This is a genomic window from Pseudoalteromonas sp. A757, from assembly GCF_004103285.1.
GTDB lineage: Bacteria > Pseudomonadota > Gammaproteobacteria > Enterobacterales > Alteromonadaceae > Pseudoalteromonas > Pseudoalteromonas galatheae.
The window spans coordinates 611,019-630,315 of record NZ_QNQN01000074.1 but is presented as its reverse complement, the minus strand read 5'-3'; the positions used below and the strand labels follow the sequence as shown (position 1 = coordinate 630,315).

The window sequence follows — 19,297 nt, the reverse complement described above, 5'->3', positions numbered from 1 at the left end:
TTTCTGGTTTCACCTGCGTCTAAATAAGTACTTTATAAAAAAGTAGAAATTGGCAATTGAGCGTTGGTGACTTTGTTTGTTCCATTCGATATGCGAAGATGAAGGAATCAACCCAAAGGAACAGACGCATGATAATTAATGCCAAAGAGGCATTTACACAAGAACAAACCGATGCGCTAGTGGCTAGATGCCAGCAAGGGGATCAAGGTGCATTTCGGGAACTATTTGAGCAACACCATCGTCGCGTATATGCGTTGTGTCTTAGGTTGCTCGCTGAGCCCGCTCATGCAGAAGATGCATGCCAGGAAGTTTTTGTGCAACTGTGGCAAAAGATAGACCAATTTAGAGGGCAATCACAATTTACGACTTGGCTTCATAGTGTGACCAGTAATATTGCTATCAGCTATCTTAGAAAGCAAAAGAACTGGTTACAAAAGGTCGTAAGCTTTGAACAATCCGGGCTGGATGAGCAAGGTGCTGAGCAGCTAGGAGAGCTAAATGGCTTAGATAAACTCATTGTCAGATTGCCTGAACGCGCTAGGTTGGTCTTCGTATTACATGCTGTTGAAGGGTATCGCCACGAGGAAATTGCCAATATGTTAAACATGGCCGTAGGGTCGAGTAAATCGCAATATCACCGAGCACGTAACTTATTACAGGAGTGGTACAACAATGACTAAACCATCTTTTGATGAATTTATGCATACCGCACTGAATGACGAACAGTCGCAGCCAAAGCCACAACGTGACTTATGGCAAGGCGTTGAGCGTGCAATCAATCAAGCACAACCGATGCAGCCGCCAAAACAAAGTAATTGGCAAAAGTTATCAGGTATTGCGGCGTGTACTATTGCGGGTTTACTCGCTTGGCAAGTGATTATGAATCAGCCCAAGCAAGACTCATTGGCTAATATTAGCGCTTTTTTTGAGCAGCAAAAGCAGTCTTTACTGGTTCAATATGAAACGCAGCCAGCGCTGACTTCTGATTGGCAGGCACAATTGCAAGAGCTCGAGCAGGCGGAACAAGCGATCAAGCTGTCTTTAAAGCAAGATCCTGAGAACGCAGCGCTGTTAAAAATGTTAGCTCAGGTTTATCAGCAGCAACTCGACTTAATCAATAAGGTTCACCAACCTCGTTGGCAACAAATTTAGGAGAATTAGGATGAAAGCATTAATTATTGGCCTAACGGCACTACCTGCGATGGTGTTCGCAGGAGAGTCTATCGATAAAGAACTGTCGGTTCCTGCAAATGGTAAAGTTGTCATCGAGAATCAGCGCGGTGACGTAACGATAAAGACATGGGATAAAAACGTTTTTAAAGTGACAGGCGAGTTAGACGATAAAGCTGAGGGTTATAAATTAGAGACCTCTGGCGAGGTAACCGAGTTTATCGTGAAGATGCCAAGACGCTATAAAAGTTGGGGCGGTGGTGATGGCTCTACACTTACCATTTATATGCCTCGTACTAGTGAGTTAAATTTTGAAGGGGTGGTGGTTGATGTTGAAGCGGCTGATTTAACGGCGGGCGCCCGTATCAAAACGGTCAACGGCAATATTAAAGCGAGTAAAATCAGCGGTAAAATTGCGTTAGAAACCGTAAATGGTGATATTGATAGTCGTGACTTGGATGGCAATATTCAGTTTGAAACCGTCAATGGGGACATTGAGGATATCGCTTCGAACGGTAAGCTAAGATTTAACGCCGTTAATGGCGAAATTAAAACGCAAACCACCGCGACCGAGCTGCGCTTAGAAAACGTCAATGGCGAAGTCGAGTTAAAGATGGCAGAGTTAAAAGATCTACGCTTATCTACCGTTAACGGCGAAATAGCAGTATATGCAGCAAAGTTACTGGATAACGCCAATATAAATATGGACAGCGTTAGCGGCGATATTGAACTTTATTTCCCTACGGATGTATCAGCAAGGTTTGAAATCAACGCACATTCTGGCGGCCATATCACCAATGAGCTAAGTTCAGAGCAAGTTAAAAAAGCCAAATATGGCCCAGCTCGTTCACTTGAGTTTGTGCTTAACGGTGGTAATGCTGATGTAGAAATCGATACTGTTAGCGGCAATATTGAGCTAAAGCGTAACTAGTGAAGCAATAGAGCAATAAGGACAACAAAAGGCCAGAGTTTCCCCAAACTCTGGCCTTTTGTTATTTGCACTTATGAGTAGACCAGATACAATAGAGGGCCTTCAATTTCTCTATGTTGTGATATGGCTAAACCAGATATACAAGTCGATACCTTAAAAGTTCCACCGCACTCAATTGAAGCTGAGCAATCTGTGCTCGGTGGCTTGATGTTAGATAATGAAGCCTTTGACCGTGTTGCGGAATTGGTGGTGTCTCATGACTTTTATACCAGAACCCATAAGCTGATTTTTGAAGCAATGGAAAAGCTGGTAGAGCTTAGTCAACCTATCGATTTAATCACAATTTCTGAGAATCTAGAAAAGAATAATCAGTTAGAAACCATAGGTGGTTTCTCATATCTTGCTGAGATTGCTAAAAACACGCCAAGTGCTGCAAACATTGATGCATACGCGAGTATCGTCCGTGAGCGCGCGGTTGTTCGCGAAATGATTGGTGTGGCGAATGAAATAGCTGAGGCAGGCTTTAATCCTGAGGGACGAGATAGCCATGAACTGTTAGACTTAGCTGAGAGCAAGGTATTTAAGATTGCTGAGCAGCGCACTAAAAGTACTGAAGGCCCGCAAAGCATTCATAGCATTCTAGAGAAAACAGTTGATAAAATTGAAGAACTTTACCAATCTCCACAAGATGGTGTTACCGGGGTAAGTACAGGCTATGGCGACTTAGACAAGATGACGGCAGGACTACAGCCTTCTGATTTGATCATTGTCGCAGCGCGTCCGTCGATGGGTAAAACCACTTTTGCGATGAACTTGGCTGAGCATGCCGCGATGACGCAAGATAAGCCGGTTCTGATCTACTCGCTAGAGATGCCTTCAGAACAGATCATGATGAGGATGCTCGCTTCACTTGGTCGTATCAACCAAACTAAAGTACGTACCGGTCAATTAGACGATGATGATTGGGCACGCCTGTCATCTACCATGGGCTTACTGATGGAAAAAGGCAAGATGTACATTGATGATGCGTCCGGCCTTACGCCAACAGATGTGCGTTCACGCGCTAGAAGAATTGCACGCGATCACGGTGGGATCAGCATGATCATGGTGGACTACTTGCAGCTCATGCGCGTACCGAGCCTTTCAGACAACCGTACGCTTGAGATTGCTGAAATTTCTCGCTCATTAAAGGCGCTCGCAAAAGAGCTGCAATGCCCAGTTATCGCGCTTTCTCAGCTTAACCGTACGCTAGAACAACGTGCAGATAAACGCCCAGTTAACTCCGACTTACGTGAATCAGGCTCTATCGAGCAGGATGCCGACTTAATCATGTTTATTTATCGTGATGAAGTTTATAACGACGATAGCCCCGACAAAGGCACGGCTGAAATCATCATAGGTAAGCAGCGTAACGGTCCTATCGGTAAGGTTAGGTTAACCTTCCAAGGTCAATACTCTCGATTCGATAACTATGCGGGTCCAGCAATGGACGACGAATATTAACTGTCAATTGAGTAATGAAATGCGACTAGCGAGTGCTGAAATAGATTTAACCGCGCTGAGAGAAAACCTACAGCTAACGCAAAAACTGGCGCCAAAAAGTAAGATTATGGCTGTACTTAAGGCCAATGCTTACGGCCATGGTTTGGTTAAAATAGCGCAGCATTTGCAAGATGCAGATGCATTCGCTGTGGCGAGAGTTGATGAAGCGCTCGCGCTGAGAACAGGTGGCATCACTAAACCAATTGTCCTGTTGGAAGGTTTTTTTCATCCTTCTGATTTACCTATTCTACTTGCCAATAATTTGCAAACCATAGTGCATGACATTTCTCAGCTTGAAGCCATTGAGCGTGCTGATTTAGATGCGCCGCTCACAGTGTGGCTAAAAGTAGATACCGGTATGCACCGTCTCGGCGTTGAGCCTGAAGAGTTTGAAGCGTTTTATGCCCGCCTCAAGCGCTCAAAAAATGTTGCTGATAAAATCCACTTAATGACACACTTTGCTTGTGCTGATGATATCAAAGACAATAAAACCGAAGTACAACAAGTGCTATTTAAGTCTTTAGTTGGCCAAAGTCACGCACCATTGTGTTTGGCAAACTCTGCGGGGATCATAGGCTGGCCTGAATCTCATGGCGACTGGATCCGTCCCGGTCTAATGCTTTATGGTGTTTCGCCTATGCTCGCTCGCGTTGGACAGCAACATGGTTTAAGACCAGTCATGCGCTTGACCACTAAAGTTATTGCCATCAAGCGGGTGAGGGCGCATCAAGCGGTGGGATATGGCGGACGTTGGCAATGTGAACAGGATACCTATCTTGCCGTCATTGGTGTTGGCTATGGAGATGGTTATCCCAGACACGCTAAAATTGGCACACCAGTGGTTATTGGTAACCAGCGTTACGGCATAGTTGGCACTGTGTCGATGGATATGATCAGTGTGAATATTGGTGATAATCCCCATGGCATTCAAGTTGGTGACGAAGTAGAAATGTGGGGACCAAACCTACCAGTAGAAGAAATAGCGCAATGTGCAGGTACTATTCCATATGAGCTGTTGTGTAACGTCACTCCAAGAGTAAGCTACGAATACATTGAAGGCTAAACGCTGAGCGCCTAGCCTTTTTTGTCACCTTGAAGCGTTGCGATAACACGTCTTACACCACCGTGATCACGATGCTCACCGAGATAAATACCTTGCCAAGTACCTAAACGTAGGCGGCCCTCAGAAATGGGAATGGTTACTTCACATCCTAAGGTGCTAGATTTGATATGTGCTGGCATATCATCATCACCCTCATAGTCATGGCGGTAGTAGCTTTGCCTCTGTGGTACAAAATGATTAAAGTGGCTTTCCATATCCATACGTACCGTTGGGTCGGCATTTTCGTTTATTGTTAGGCTGGCGGAGGTGTGTTGTATAAACAGGTGCAGCAGCCCTATACGATAGTCATGTAGGTCAGGAAGCTGCGAGATAATCTCATCGTCTATTAAGTGAAAGCCTCGTTTTCGAGGCTTCAAGGTAATTTGTTTTTGAGTCCAACTCATAAAGTAACGTGTGTTTTTAACTGTTAGGCGAGTTTATCGAAGCTGACTTCAATGTTGGCATTACCGTCGGGTGAGGTGAATGGCATAATAAGCTTAGGCCCATCACATTTATGAGTGATAGTATGGCCAGGACCTGAAACGACAACTGGTGTCGCCATATCAAACTCGTAGCCTTTTTCGCCGAGTAGGTTTTTAGCGCCGCCAGTGACCATGTTGGTGATTTCACCAACCATATCAGTGACATCTTCATTAATTGAATCAGGGCGTTCACCAAGCATACGCTCCATTATGGTTAACGCTAGGCCCTCTTCAAAGGTGATCGAAAATGACCCTTTTGTCTGTGGACCAACCATACCAATCAGACCCGATACATCACCTTGTGCGACTTCGTCTTTCTTCATTTTTGGCTTACCCGGCGTCAATTCAGTTTGCGCCATAGTAGCCAATACATTGATTAGAGATGATAAAAAGGGGTTGATGAACTCTACATTCATATGGACTTTCCCTTATGTATTTTTAATAAATTAGTGTCGCTCTTAGTGATAAGTGTAGTGGGCTTTTTTGCTCACTGCACTTAATCTTTACATTTTTCGCAACGGCCATGAGCCTCAATGGTTTGCTCTGTAACCACAAATCCAGTTTCTGCAGCGAGGCTGTTTAGTTCATGCGAAATCGTGTTTGAGTGTAACTCTTGAACGTTACCGCAGCTATCACAGATCAGTAACTGCACTGGATGTGTGTGATCGAAGTGGTGGCAAAGCATAAACGCATTAGTACTTTCAATTTTGTGGATAAAGCCCAACTCAGAAAGAAAGTCTAAGGCACGATATACGGTAGCTGGTTTTGCAGCCGCTTCCGTCAACTTAAGCTCTTCAAGTAAGTCGTACGCACCAACACCACCTTGTTTCGAGGCGAGTAGTCTGAATACTTTTTCTCTAATAGGGGTAAAACGCGCGCCACGGTTGTCACATACTTGCTTGGCTTTGCTAACTAGTAACTCTATATTCATGATTAAAAATCCTTACACTGCCTTGCAATACTAACATATTATTTTTATTAGTCTTGTGTTTACCCTGATTTATTATCTCAAGTGGATATTCGGGAGCGATGTTGCTTTGAAAGTTTGTTTTTCTTGCTAAGAAGAGCGCTTAACTGGTTCGATCTTAGTATGGTAAAAGGTTTCAAATTGTGCTGCAGAAAGCGGCTTGCTGATCAAGTATCCTTGACCAAAATCACACTCCAGTTGCTGCAATAAACGCAATTGCTCCAGTGTCTCCACGCCTTCGGCGACTACTTTCATCGATAAATTATGCGCCATGGCAATAATAGTTTTAACTAACGCTTTAGACTCGTGAGTGGTGAGCATATCGCTGATAAAACTGCGGTCTATTTTGAGTAAATCGAAGGGGTAATGACGGAGATAGTTCAGTGACGAATAGCCCGTACCAAAATCATCCAAAGATAATTTAAACCCTAACTGATGTAATTGGGTTAGGGTCTGTTTTACCTGTGCCTGTCCTGAGATCAGTACGCCTTCTGTGATTTCCAACTCGATAAAGCGATTGGCAATCGGGATGTCTTTTACTAATAGCTCAATCTGTTTCAAAAGGCTTGGGTCTTTAAACTGCCTTGGTGATAAATTGATTGCGATACGGATGTCGGAGTCTAAGTGTTGCTGCCACTGGCGTGCTTGTTTAATAGCCGTTGAGAGCACAAACAATCCGATATCGATGATCAATCCGCTTTGTTCCGCAACGGGAATAAACTCCGCAGGAGAGACATTACCCAGTGTTTTACTGTGCCAGCGGAGTAAAGCTTCCGCGCCAAATACATCACTGTCTTCAATATAAAATTGAGGCTGGTAAAACACTTCTAACTCGTTTTCATTCATTGCTACACGCAGTGCTTCCTCAATTTCAATGCGTCGAGACAACTGTTGACTCATCTTTTGATTAAATAGACAGTAATTGTTGCGACCATTACTTTTGGCATTGTACATTGCGGTATCAGCGCAGCTGAGTAGTGCTTGAGGGGAGTTTGCATCTAAAGGATAGATAGCAACGCCTATACTGACGGAAATATTAAAATCTTTATCGCCGACAATAATGGGATGGTGAAAAAGCTTGATCAGCATATTGGCAACAGAGGTAATGTCTTCAGTATGTTTAAATCCGCCCATTAAAACAATAAACTCGTCGCCACTGAGGCGTGACACGGTGTCTTGCTCACGTAGCGATTGCTTGAGCCTTTCTCCTGAAGCAAGGAGAATTTGATCGCCCATTTCGTGTCCGAGTGAATCATTAATTCTTTTAAAATCATCTAAATCAATAAAAAATACTACCGCAAGTTCATCGTTGCGTTCGGCATCAAGCAGTTGTTGCGATAGCCGCTCCATCGCTAAAAAACGATTTGGTAAATCAGTCAATGTATCGTAAAAAGCGTGATGTAAGATGACTTCCTCTTGGCGCTTTTTCTCTGTGATATCACGCACTGCGATAACCAGCTGCTCGGTCCCTGGGATCGGAGAGAGCCTAGCTTCGAACAGCTTCGCTTGCTCTGCAATGGTCAGCGGATATTCTATTTGGGTTAGTTGATGGCACTGATTGGCAGATTTGATGGCTTGGCTAAATTGTTTTGCTGCATGAGAAGGCAACACCTCCGTCATTTTTTTGTTTATAAAATGCTCAGGCGATATATATAAGTCGTCTGATTTTCCGGTATGGCACTCTAAGATGATGCCGCTCGTATTGATTATAAAGAAAATATCCGGCAATGCTTCAAAGACACTAGTAATAAGTGCGTGGTGACACTGTAATTCTTGAGTGATTTGTAATTGTTGCTGCCAGTTTTTCTCTAACGTTTGTGCCATCACGTTGAACTGTTTGGCAAGTACTGCAAACTCCCCATATCCTATGATTTTAGCTCTACAGCTTAAAGAGTTAGTGGATAATGCATCACCTACTTGGATCAGCCTTTTGATTGGTTTATGAATGAAGTGATGGGTAAAGCTTAGTAGCGCAATAGTGATGAGTATTAAAAATGCCGCCAAAATACTCGCCTTAGTTATCAATTGTTGCCGTAACGAAAGAAAAACGGTGCTTACGTCATAAATAGCAATCAGCCTAACTAAATTCGCGGACTCAACAACGGGTACTTTAGGTGAAATGGGAATGGCTGCGAGAAAGTGCTGCTGATTAGGGTCAAATGCCACAGTGAGATCAAGTGTGCGTAGTGTTGCTGTGGCTTGCGCTTGGCTGATAACTTGATTAAATACTTGTAGTCCAATCACTGAGTGTTGAGTTTCGTTGACGAGCGTTTCTCCTTGAATAAGGAAGAGCGCTTTATATTTACTGTCAGAATAATAATCCTCGAGGGTCAGGCTAATCTTATTGTCGTTGTCCTCCACAAACTCAGTAAAAAGATGTTTACCTAAATGGGTTAAATTTTGTCTCAGTTTTGTCTCATAGTTTTCGAGCAGCATGTCTCGCTGGCTAACATATGAAATGTAGATAATAAGAGAAGAGAGCAACAAGCCACAGAGTAACGTGCCCCAAGTCAGTGTTTGTTTTAAATTGATAGAAATAACTCGATTACTCATAAATAACCAATTCAATAGCCTTGGTTTCGGTTAGGTCTTTCATTGCGATTACATCGACACTAGATTTCGCTCTTGCGCACGTTTAGTTTTCCGCAAAATCACTAATCATTAGTGTAGTCCAGCTATAAAAAACTGTATCAAATTTGAGCGAATATTATTGTGGTAGATCAAGCGCTATAGTGACGGAGTGCTGAGTTTTCGCATTAGGTCCAATCTCGTTTTCTTTCGCTTTGACCGCAAATGAATTGCTGTAAGCGGATTGGCTTTTTATATTGGTTAAAAAGAAAACAGAAGAGAAAAAAAATGAATAAGGTCGTGAAGTGCACACTGGTTAGTATGCTATGTGCTTCGGTAAGCTCAGCGGCTCTCGCATATGACAGGATCACCGGAAAAGCTTTTGCTAGCCGCTCTGAGGTTATTGCAACCCAAGGTATGGCTGCAACTTCTCAACCACTGGCAACCCAAGTCGCAATAGAGGTATTGAAGCAAGGCGGAAACGCCATAGATGCTGCAATTGCAGCCAATGCCATGCTTGGCCTAGTGGAGCCTACAGGTTGCGGTATCGGTGGTGACTTATTTGCTATTGTGTGGGACGCGAAGCAACAAAAGTTATTTGGTCTCAATGCTTCAGGGCGTTCACCAAAAAGCCTTTCGCTTGCAAAGTTACAGCAGCAAGGCGATACAATTCCAAGCTATGGGCCGCTTCCTGTTTCTGTGCCCGGTGCGGTCGATGGTTGGTTTGAACTGCACAACAAATTTGGCAAACTGCCAATGAAACAGTTACTTCAACCCAGTATCGACTACGCTAGAAGCGGCTTTCCAGTTTCTGAGTTGATTGCTTATTACATGCAGCGCTCGGTGTCGGCTCGTGAGCAATATTCCGGATTTAAAGAAGTATTTATGCCTGAGGGGGAAATGCCTAAAAAGGGAGAGATATTTAAGAATCCGGCACTCGCTAATACCTATGAGTTACTTGCAGAAAAAGGCCGCGATGCCTTTTATAAAGGCGAAATTGCTAAAGAAATCGACCGTTACATGAAGGCCAATGGTGGATACTTAAGTTACCAAGACTTAGCTGAGCACCACAGTGAGTGGGTTGACCCTGTAAGTGCTGATTATCGCGGCTACACCTTATGGGAGCTACCTCCCAATGGTCAGGGCATTGCCGCCCAGCAAATTCTCAATATTTTAGAGGGCTATGATATCAAGGCAATGGGGTTCGACAGCCCAGAGTATATTCATACCTTTGTTGAAGCAAAAAAACTTGCCTTCGCGGATAGGGCAAAATACTACGCCGATCCAGACTTTAATGAGATACCAGTCGCGACGCTTATTTCGCAAGCATATGCTGACGAAAGGCGTGCATTGATTGATCCAAATAAAGCAGCTAAACGCGATCATGCAGGTCCTATAGAAGGGGATACCATTTATCTCACGACTGCTGATAAGGAAGGGAATATGGTGTCGCTGATCCAGAGTAATTTCCGTGGTATGGGATCGGGTATGACTCCAGCTAAGCTTGGCTTTGTCTTGCAAAATAGAGGCGAGCTATTTGCGTTAGATAAAAACCACTACAACGGTTATGCGCCCGGTAAAAGACCATTTCATACCATTATTCCTGCCTTTGTCACAAAAGATGGTAAACCATGGATGAGCTATGGCGTGATGGGAGGCGCGACTCAACCGCAAATGCATGCGCAGATCCTGATTAACATGATTGACTTTGGTATGAATCTACAAGAAGCGGGCGATGCGCCTCGAATTTTGCATAGTGGTTCATCGCAACCAACCGGTGAAATCATGACTGATGGAGGGTATGTCAGTCTCGAGTCTGGCTTTTCGATGGAAACCCGTAGAGAGCTGATAAAAAAAGGTCATAAGTTACAACAAGCAGTTGGTCCTTATGGCGGTTATCAGGCGATTATGCGAGATGGCAAAACTGGAGTTTACTACGGAGCATCCGAAACAAGAAAAGATGGCCAAGCTGCGGGTTATTAAAAGCCTCACTGGGTGATGAAATTAATGCGAATTATAATTTCCAAAACACTTCATCCTTTGCAATATGATGTATAAGCCACGATGGAAAAGGTTGAATCTTGAACTCTGGGTTTTGGTACGTATACGCCCATCTACTCGAAGAGAATGAAATTCCTAATATTACGAACGGTATTATCAGTGCAAAAATTCAAGGCTTGCTCTGATAATGCCTCAACACGCAATTCCTAAAAACGACTCAGTGTAATCTTGTGTAATGGATAAATTTACTTTTTTGTTAATGAACGGTTTATTTATCAGTTTCTTGTGCTAGCCTTTTTCAGTACAGATCATGAGTCGTTGATGTGAAGCCACATAAATTGTGTTTGTTTTACTAGCTTCAGTATGATCTTTTTTAACTCTATTTGAGACTTTGAAGTCGTCACCTCTACGTACAAAGATGGTAAAAAAGTTGCCATATTCATGCGTTAAAGTGACAGTGAGTGATTACAGCAATGTTGTATATGCTGCAAGCAAATAGCAAAAGGTGCTGTTGATTAACGTGGCTCGCGGTTTTAGCGGTTAGTTAACCTTTATAGATATACCCACAAACGTTCACCTACTTAAATAGGTACTGTGTTTGTTGTGGTTAAGTAATTGATTGGTTTTTTACAACGTTACTGATGGTTAACTGCCGCAAGCCAAATAGATACTGCTCGCGCTGTTGCCAAAGGAATCCCAACCAAGTTATGGGGATGGCATGAATACAAATATTGTTACTATACTCGCGGGTTTAGCGCGTACTCGATCTCAAGATATTGCCTATCAGTATTTTTACGATGAGGCATTACCAAGTAAAACCATTTCCTACCAAGAACTACATGAACGTGCAGCATCCATTGCTGAGACATTGAGTGAATATTTTGAATCGGGTGACAGAGCTTTGTTACTGTACAACTCTGGATTTGAATTTATTGAAGCCTTTTTTGCTTGTTTATACGCAGGGATCATTGCGGTACCGGTTTATCCACCCAAGAAGAATCAAAACGTTGATCGTCTGCGCGCTATCATTGAAGACGCAGGTGCCAAAGGTGCGCTTACCAGTGAAAAGATTAATGAAATCGCCAAGCCATTGCTTGATTCTGAGCCAAGCCTAGCGCAGTTAGCACTATTTACTACCGATAACATTGCACTTAAATCGACCACTCAACAGTGGCCTCGAGCGGACATTCATGGTGGGCAACTGGCATTTTTACAATATACCTCAGGCTCGACGGGCACACCTAAGGGCGTAATGGTAACCCACGACAATATTCTTGATAATCAGGCGCTCATGAAAGAAGCGTTTGGTCATGATAGCAACTCTTCGATTGTAAGCTGGTTGCCTCATTTCCATGATATGGGACTGATTTTTGGCATTATGCACCCAATTTACATCGGTGCGACAGCTGCGCTGATGAATCCGGCTTATTTTCTGCAAAAACCACTGCGTTGGTTAAAGCTGCTTTCCCAAACCAAAGCTTTAACGTCAAGCGCGCCAAACTTTGCCTATGACCTGTGTGTGGACACCGTCAAAGATGAAGACCTTAAAGACTTAGATTTGTCCCATTGGCGTTCGGCATTAAATGGCGCAGAACCTGTGCGTGCCAGCACGTTAGAGCGCTTTTATCAAAAGTTTAAAGTATGTGGTTTACAAAGAGAGAGTATTGCACCTTGTTACGGCATGGCAGAAACCACCTTATTTGCAACCGGAGGGCGGCTTCTAGAAAAACCAAGGATATTACGTATAGATGCGACCAAGCTACAGCAGGGTAAAGCCGAACTAGTCGCAGATGAAGACGTAGTAGATGTATTTTATGCATTCGATGTGGCTGATGACCAGCAGCCTTATTACGCCGTATCTTCTGGCGTGAGTTGGGGCGAGCATCGCATTGCGATAGTTAATCCAGAGTCTTTTGAAGCCTGCAATGATGGTGAAACCGGAGAAATTTGGGTAACTGGCCCAAGTGTAGCAAAGGGGTATTGGAATAACCCAGCGGCAACCGAGGCTACGTTTCATGCCAGAATTAAAGGTGCTGACCAGCGAGATTACCTTCGTACTGGTGATTTAGGCTTTATCCAGCGTGGGGAATTATTCGTTACAGGACGCGCCAAAGACGTACTTATCTTCCGCGGTAAAAACTACTACCCGCAAGATATAGAACTTACGGTTACACAAGCAAGCGATAGCTTAGAACAAAATGGCGGTGCGGCGTTTTCGGTAGCTTCCAATGGCGATGAAGAACGTTTGGTGATAGTACAACAGGTAAAGCGTACTGCACTAAGAAAGTTAAATGCAGAGCAGATATTGCAGCAGATCACTGCTGCGATCGTTGAGCACCACGGCATTACGCCTTATGACATCGTATTGATAAAACCCGGTCGCATTCATAAAACCTCGAGCGGTAAAATTCAGCGCCAAGAGAATAAGCGCAGTTATTTAGCCAATAATTTTGAAGTAATTGCGCGTGCCCGTGAAGAAGCTACGCCACAACAAGCTGAGGCGCCATCATCTTCGTCGTCACTACAGCAAATTCAGCGGTTATTACAAGAGTTAGTCGCACAAGAAATAGATAAGCCCGCGCGTAGTTTGGATATCGACGCGCCATTCTTGGCGTTAGGTGTGGATTCGATGAAAGCGGTGCGGATCTCTGGGGAGTTAATGGAAGTACACGAGCTAGACCTTGAGCCTACGGTACTTTACGAATATCCCTCAATTCGCGAACTAGCCCAGTATTTGAGTCAGTTTAGTACGCTTACTCAAGCCCTAGGAGAGGCAGAGCTTAACGAGTCGAAAGGTGCCACTGAGCAAGCGAATAAGACGCAAGCTTCTCGCCGAGCTGAAGATATTGCGGATACAGATATTGCCGTGATTGGCATGGCCTGTCGTTATCCTTCAGCAAATGGATTAGATGCATTATGGCAGCTGTTAAGCCAGCAGGGCGATGGGATCACCACGCCAGATCCTAAGCGCCAGCAGCTTTGCCCGAATCTTGAAGCCGACCGACTCGGTGGCTATTTAGAGAATGTCGATGAGTTTGATGCTGCATTATTCGGGATCTCGCCACTCGAAGCTAAGCATATCGACCCACAACATAGATTACTGCTCCAAACGACTTATCACGCCATACAACATGCCGGTTACCAACCCGCCACGCTCGCAGGCAGCGATATTGGCGTGTATGTTGGTATATCGCAAAATGACTACTTTTTATTGTCGCAACAACAGCAAAAAAGTACCGCGTATTTAGGCACAGGCACAGCACTGAGTATTGCTGCAAACCGCATTTCTTATAGTTTTAATTTTACCGGCCCAAGTGTGGCAATTGATACTGCGTGCTCGTCATCGCTGGTGGCGCTTCATCATGCAATTCAAGCACTAAGAAATGGAGAAACGCATGCGGCGTTGGTGGCGGGCGTTAACCTTATTCTGAGCGATGATGTGACTAAGGCCTGTGAAAACGCTCAGATGTTAGCAGCAGACGGCCATTGTAAAACCTTTTCACAGGCAGCGGATGGCTATGTGCGAAGTGAAGGAGTTGGGGTGGTGATGCTAAAGCCGCTACAACAAGCCATGGCAGACAACGACCCGATTGTTGGTGTACTCAAAGGCAGTGCAATTAATCAAGACGGCCGCAGCAATGGCATTACCGCGCCAAATAGTGCCGCGCAACAGGCTGTGATCAATGCCGCCCTTGATAATGCTAAGATGCAGGCGGGAGATATCCACTATGTGGAAACCCATGGCACGGGTACGGAGCTTGGCGATCCTATCGAGATCACAGCATTAAACCGCACGTATGGAGAACACCATAGTCGTCATGATCCGGTTATTCTCGGTGCGGTAAAAGCGAATATTGGTCACCTAGAGTCCGGTGCGGGTATTGCTGGGCTTATCAAAACGCTACTGTGTTTACAGCATGGGCAAATTCCTGCACAGCGCTATAGTGAGGCGCTCAATCCGCATATTCCATGGCAAAAGCTCCCATTTATGGTGCCGCAAAACATGCAGACATGGCCCGTACAACAGGGGGGAATCAGAGCCGCTGGATTAAGCTCTTTTGGTTTTGGTGGTACTAATGCCCATGTGGTCTGCGCACAAGCGCCTGTGCCTAAACCCGACATGCAAGCTGAAGTAACACCGCCTTCGTTTTATCTATTGCCTCTGGCTGCTAAATCAAAAGCGGCATTGCAGAAACTTGCTGGTCACTATAGTGAACGATTGTCGAGTTTGACTCCTCAAGCATTTGATGACTTCTGCGCACAAAGTGCTGAGCAAGTACCGCTTAAAGGTATGCATAAAACGTTTAGTGGTGTGAGTAGAGAAACACTTATTTCGCAACTTAATGTTCCGATTATTGCCGAACAGTCTTCGGCAAATGCTGCTCCAGAAGTTGCGTTTTTGTTCACCGGACAAGGTTCGCAATACCCCTTGATGGCTCACTCTTTATATCAACACCACGCAGTGTTTCGCAGTCACTTAGATGAAATTGACAGCCTGATTGGCGAGCGCTTTGGAGCACGCCTGTTGGATGTGTTATTCGATGAAAAGCATAGTGAACTACTGGCACAAACCCGTTGGACGCAAGTGAGCTTGTTTGCCGTCGAATACAGTTTGGCAAACTTATTGATGCATTATGGAGTAAAGCCATCTCAGCTGCTCAGTCATAGCGTTGGTGAGTATGCAGCGGCTTGTATTGCGGGTGTGTTCTCGCTTCGTGATGGCGTTGAGTTGATTGCAGCGCGTGGTCAACTAATGCATGAATTACCGATAAAAGGCAGCATGATCGCCGCAAGATGTGATGAAAGAGCCGCACGTAATTGCTTGAGCGAGACTCAGGGGCAAGTGGTTATCTCAGCCTTCCATGGTGAGGCTGGGGTCGTATTCTCCGGTGCTGATGAAGCAATCATAGCCCTCAGTGATGTGCTTGCAGCACAGCAAATTAAAGTAAAAGCGCTGCATACGGCAAACGCTTTCCATTCTCCACTGATGAACCCCATGCTACACGCCTTTAGGAAAGTCGCTGAACAGGTTAGATTCCAACAGCCTCGGCTGCCTTTTGTTTCATCCATGACGGGGCAAGTGGAGTCTACACTTATCGCTACGGCCGAGTATTGGGTTGAGCAAATTATGGCACCGGTTCGCTTTGTTGACTGTGTAACTGCGATTGAGTCACTAGAGCATGGCTTAGCGATTGAGCTTGGTCCCAAACCTATTTTGAGTGGCTTACTACAAGAAAACAGTAATAACAAAGCGCTCAATTATGCCCATGTATTGCACCCCAAAGGCGATGACTGCATGAGGTTCGCCGAGTGTTTAGGCACATACCTTGATTTAGGCGGGGCGCTCGAATGGCAACAGGTGTATGGCAATCGCCCGAGCGCTAGAGTGAGTTTGCCGCAATATCCATTTGATTGCAGCTCATACTGGGTTTTTGGTACTGAACAATCACAGCCCGAAGCTCTGACTGTGGTGGATACAAGTGACCGTGATGCTCAGATCCGCAGCTTTGTGCTCAATACCTTAGCGGGACTCTTGTCGATGCCCGCTGATGCTATCCAAACCAACCTCCCGTTGCTAGAAATGGGGGTTGATTCGTTGATGATCATGCAGGCCGTTAGAGTGTACGAGCGGGAATTCGGTTTAGAGTTTAGTGTTCGCCAATTTTATCAAGAGCTCAGCGATGTCGATAAGTTAGTGGCCTATATTCAACGCCATAGTGACTATCTCAAAGTGCCGCAAGGTTCACAACAAGCTGGCAGTTTGCCATCACCTGTATCGATAACGAATGATACGCCAAAAGGTAGTGCAGTAGAGGCTGACAACCACACGCTTGTCGCTATCTATCAGGCGCAATTGCAGGCGGCAAGCACAGTGACCAACGCTGAAGCGAGAGCTGCGTTAGAAGCTGTGGTGGGACAGCAGTTACGCCATATTCAGGGCGCGAAAGTTGAAAACAGTGCAGTCACCTCGACAGCAACTGTGGTATCAAAACCCCAGCTGAGCAGCGCTCAATCAGTATTACCAGGCGCACAGCAAAAACAAGTACAGCGTGCCAATAGCAGCCCAGCTATACGCCAACATCTTGCTGCATTGAGTGATGCTTACATTGCGAAAACACACAGTTCAAAAGCGCTAGTGAGCGAATATCGCGCACGCCTTGCGGATTGCCGTGCTTCGGCGGGTTTTAGACTGTCGAGCAAAGAGCTACTTTATCCGGTGTTCTCTAAGCGCTGTGAGGGCGCATATATCTGGGATATTGATGATAATCGCTATATTGATATCACCATGGACTTTGGTACTAACTTATTTGGTCATAATCCTGACTTTATCAAAGCAGCACTGGCGCAACAGCTTGAAGCGGGTATGCAACTGGGGCTTGCAAGTCCTGATGCACCTGAGGTTGCTGCACTTATCTGTGAGCTGACTGGGCTTGAGCGGGCATCGTTTTGTAACTCTGGTACAGAGGCGGTAATGACAGCGCTACGCCTAGCAAGAACAGTGACCAAACGCGATAAAATTGTTCAGTTCTCAGGTGCGTACCATGGGCACTATGATGGTACTTTAGCAACTGAATCGCCAGAGCACGGCGTAGAGGCAATGTGTGCTGGAGTGCGCTACGGCGCAATCGCCGATAATCTTGTTTTACCTTATGGTGATGATGAAGCGCTTGAGATCATTACCCGAGAGGCACAACATATTGCCGCGGTGATTGTTGAACCGGTACAAAGCCGTCATCCTGAAAATCAGCCTTGGGCGTTTTTACGTAAACTTCGTACGCTCACTGAAGCACATGGTATTGCCCTTATTTTTGATGAAATGATCACTGGCTTTAGAGCACATCCCGGTGGCGTTCAAGGTTTGCTTGGTATTAAGGCCGATATGGCAACCTACGGCAAAATCGTCGGTGGAGGTATGCCTATCGGTGTGGTCGCGGGGGCAGCCACCTATCTTGATGCCATTGACGGCGGCAATTGGCAATACGGAGATGATTCTTACCCTTTGACCGATACCACCTTCTTCGCCGGAACTTTTTGTAAACACCCAATGACCATGGCAAGCGCCAAAGCGGTGTTGCAAGCGATTAAGTCGCAAGGTCCAGCGTTACAACAAGGGATCAACGACAAAACCGCGGCATTTAAAGCACATCTCAATGCGTTTTTTGAAACCCATGACGTACCCATTCGAATAGAGGCGTTTGCCTCATTATTCCGTTTTCGCTTTTCACAAAATCTTGATGTGTTCTTTTATGAAATGCTAGAGCGCGGTGTGTTTATCTGGGAAGGACGAAACTGCTTTTTCAGCGCCGCCCATACAGATGAAGACATTGCAGCAGTGATAAACGCAGTTGAAGCCAGTGTACTTAGCTTAAAACGTGCGGGTTATTTTGGTGAAGCGAGCCAAAGTGATGACGATGCTGCATTTCCACTTAGCCTTAGCCAGCAACAACTATTAGCGATGGCGTTGACCTCAAGCGAAGGGGCGAGTGCATATCAATTACAAGCGACGGTAAAACTCTCTGGTAAGCTCGAGTTAGCGCGGCTGCAACAAGCCGTTACCACGGTCTGCCGCGACTTCCCAGTCTTGCGTTTTGGTGTCGATAGTGAGCGTTTAATGCAATATTGCCGAGTGGAAAAAGCCGAGCTGCATGTTGAGCCATGGAGTGAGGACGACCAAGGAACATTGCAAACGCGGCTATCCGCACTGCGTTATCAACCGTTTGACTTTGCAAAAGACCCACTTTGTAGAGTGACGCTGTTGAGTGATGGCAAAGCGCAACACTATTTAAGTGTGGTGGCCCATCATGTGATCTGCGATGGCCTTTCACTACAAATGGTGCTGGAAGCAATCGCTGAGCGCTACAATCAAGATGTAAAACAAAATGAGACGTCAAGCCGAGCGGTCTCCTTTAATCACTACGTTGATAGCTTACAGGCATATTCGCATTCACCAGCAGCTGCAAAAAACCAAGCTTTTTGGCATCAATGCTTAGCCAGTTCAATACCACTTGAGCTACCAAAATCAACGATGGTGAGTGCGGCTTCATACCAAGTCAATCAGCTCACATTACCCATTTCGTCGAGTGCAATCCGAAACACAGAGACCCTTGCCCAGTCTTTACGCTGTGGGCAATTTGCAACCATGCTTGCACTTTATTGCTTGTGGCTACATAAGTTAAGTAGTCAGACGGTGATAAGTGTCGGTGTGCCGGTATCAGATAGGCAACGACTGGCATCGCAGTTTGAGCCTGAGTTGCTCGACCAAGCCTTACTGGGCTATTGCACCAATATCTTACCCATTGTGGTGGATATGGCAGGTCTTAGTACTATCGGTGAGCTGGTACAGCGGGTGCAAAATACCTTACTTGATGCTTTTGATCACCAAACCCACCCGTATGCAAGCCTTGCCGATGAACAGCTAATTCTACCTAGTACTTTGTTTAATCTAGATAAAGTTACTACTTTGCCGAGCTTTAACGGGTTAGAAGTTGAGGTACAGCCAAGTGTCGCTAAATTTGGCCAATTTGAACTGACGA

At 45.2% G+C, this 19,297-nt stretch carries 11 protein-coding genes (1 of these 11 running past the window's edge); 7 read left to right on the top strand and 4 right to left on the bottom strand.

Translation table 11 applies throughout. The features are described from left to right. Positions 1-128 precede the first annotated feature (128 nt). The 5 genes from DRB05_RS22220 (at position 129) to alr (ending at position 4,706) form a co-directional block, all read left to right on the top strand. Positions 129-680 carry an RNA polymerase sigma factor gene (locus DRB05_RS22220; RefSeq protein ID WP_128728850.1) on the top strand — a complete coding sequence of 184 codons (552 nt, stop codon included), beginning with the start codon at positions 129-131 and terminating at the stop codon, positions 678-680. Next, positions 673-1,152: a hypothetical protein gene (locus DRB05_RS22215; protein WP_128728849.1), complete on the top strand. Its 480-nt coding sequence runs from the start codon at positions 673-675 to the stop codon at positions 1,150-1,152. The genes DRB05_RS22220 and DRB05_RS22215 overlap by 8 nt, the downstream gene beginning before the upstream one ends. Before the next feature lie 10 nt (positions 1,153-1,162). Beyond that, entirely contained in the window at positions 1,163-2,101 is a 939-nt protein-coding gene (locus DRB05_RS22210; RefSeq protein WP_128728848.1) for a DUF4097 family beta strand repeat-containing protein, read from the top strand. Positions 2,102-2,224: 123 nt separating this feature from the next. Further along, positions 2,225-3,604 carry a replicative DNA helicase gene (gene dnaB / locus DRB05_RS22205; RefSeq protein WP_017217222.1) on the top strand — a complete coding sequence of 460 codons (1,380 nt, stop codon included), beginning with the start codon at positions 2,225-2,227 and terminating at the stop codon, positions 3,602-3,604. 19 nt (positions 3,605-3,623) lie between these two features. Continuing rightward, the gene (gene alr / locus DRB05_RS22200; protein ID WP_128728847.1) at positions 3,624-4,706 is read left to right on the top strand and encodes an alanine racemase; all 1,083 of its coding nucleotides are present in this window, start codon (positions 3,624-3,626) and stop codon (positions 4,704-4,706) included. Positions 4,707-4,717: 11 nt separating this feature from the next. On the opposite strand, the gene DRB05_RS22195 is transcribed toward alr, so the two are convergent. The 4 genes from DRB05_RS22195 to DRB05_RS22180 form a co-directional block, all read right to left on the bottom strand. After that, positions 4,718-5,149, bottom strand: a complete 432-nt coding sequence (locus DRB05_RS22195) for a secondary thiamine-phosphate synthase enzyme YjbQ (RefSeq protein WP_128728846.1) — start codon at positions 5,147-5,149, stop codon at positions 4,718-4,720. Between the two features lie 23 nt (positions 5,150-5,172). Continuing rightward, complete coding sequence (locus tag DRB05_RS22190) at positions 5,173-5,643, bottom strand: chemotaxis protein CheX (protein ID WP_128728845.1); 471 nt, start codon at positions 5,641-5,643, stop codon at positions 5,173-5,175. An 80-nt stretch (positions 5,644-5,723) separates the two neighbouring features. Further along, positions 5,724-6,158 carry a zinc uptake transcriptional repressor Zur gene (zur, locus tag DRB05_RS22185; protein ID WP_010368795.1) on the bottom strand — a complete coding sequence of 145 codons (435 nt, stop codon included), beginning with the start codon at positions 6,156-6,158 and terminating at the stop codon, positions 5,724-5,726. A 126-nt stretch (positions 6,159-6,284) separates the two neighbouring features. Then, positions 6,285-8,747, bottom strand: coding sequence for an EAL domain-containing protein (locus DRB05_RS22180; RefSeq protein ID WP_240036288.1), 2,463 nt, complete (start codon positions 8,745-8,747; stop codon positions 6,285-6,287). Between the two features lie 303 nt (positions 8,748-9,050). On the opposite strand from DRB05_RS22180, the gene ggt reads away from it, so the two are divergent. After that, positions 9,051-10,745: a gamma-glutamyltransferase gene (gene ggt, locus DRB05_RS22175; protein WP_128728844.1), complete on the top strand. Its 1,695-nt coding sequence runs from the start codon at positions 9,051-9,053 to the stop codon at positions 10,743-10,745. Positions 10,746-11,481: 736 nt separating this feature from the next. After that, positions 11,482-19,297, top strand: the 5' portion of a protein-coding gene (locus DRB05_RS22170; protein ID WP_128728843.1) for a non-ribosomal peptide synthetase/type I polyketide synthase. Its footprint extends 2,111 nt past the window's final position; only the first 7,816 of its 9,927 coding nucleotides appear in the window; it begins with the start codon at positions 11,482-11,484; its stop codon lies beyond the right edge, outside the window.

Coding starts and splice junctions, on each gene's coding strand:
- DRB05_RS22190 (WP_128728845.1), bottom strand. CDS start 5,643: ATGAATGTAGAGTTCATCAACCCCTTTTTATCATCTCTAATCAATGTA.
- dnaB (WP_017217222.1), top strand. CDS start 2,225: ATGGCTAAACCAGATATACAAGTCGATACCTTAAAAGTTCCACCGCAC.
- DRB05_RS22180 (WP_240036288.1), bottom strand. CDS start 8,747: ATGAGTAATCGAGTTATTTCTATCAATTTAAAACAAACACTGACTTGG.
- ggt (WP_128728844.1), top strand. CDS start 9,051: ATGAATAAGGTCGTGAAGTGCACACTGGTTAGTATGCTATGTGCTTCG.
- DRB05_RS22215 (WP_128728849.1), top strand. CDS start 673: ATGACTAAACCATCTTTTGATGAATTTATGCATACCGCACTGAATGAC.
- alr (WP_128728847.1), top strand. CDS start 3,624: ATGCGACTAGCGAGTGCTGAAATAGATTTAACCGCGCTGAGAGAAAAC.
- DRB05_RS22195 (WP_128728846.1), bottom strand. CDS start 5,149: ATGAGTTGGACTCAAAAACAAATTACCTTGAAGCCTCGAAAACGAGGC.
- zur (WP_010368795.1), bottom strand. CDS start 6,158: ATGAATATAGAGTTACTAGTTAGCAAAGCCAAGCAAGTATGTGACAAC.
- DRB05_RS22220 (WP_128728850.1), top strand. CDS start 129: ATGATAATTAATGCCAAAGAGGCATTTACACAAGAACAAACCGATGCG.
- DRB05_RS22210 (WP_128728848.1), top strand. CDS start 1,163: ATGAAAGCATTAATTATTGGCCTAACGGCACTACCTGCGATGGTGTTC.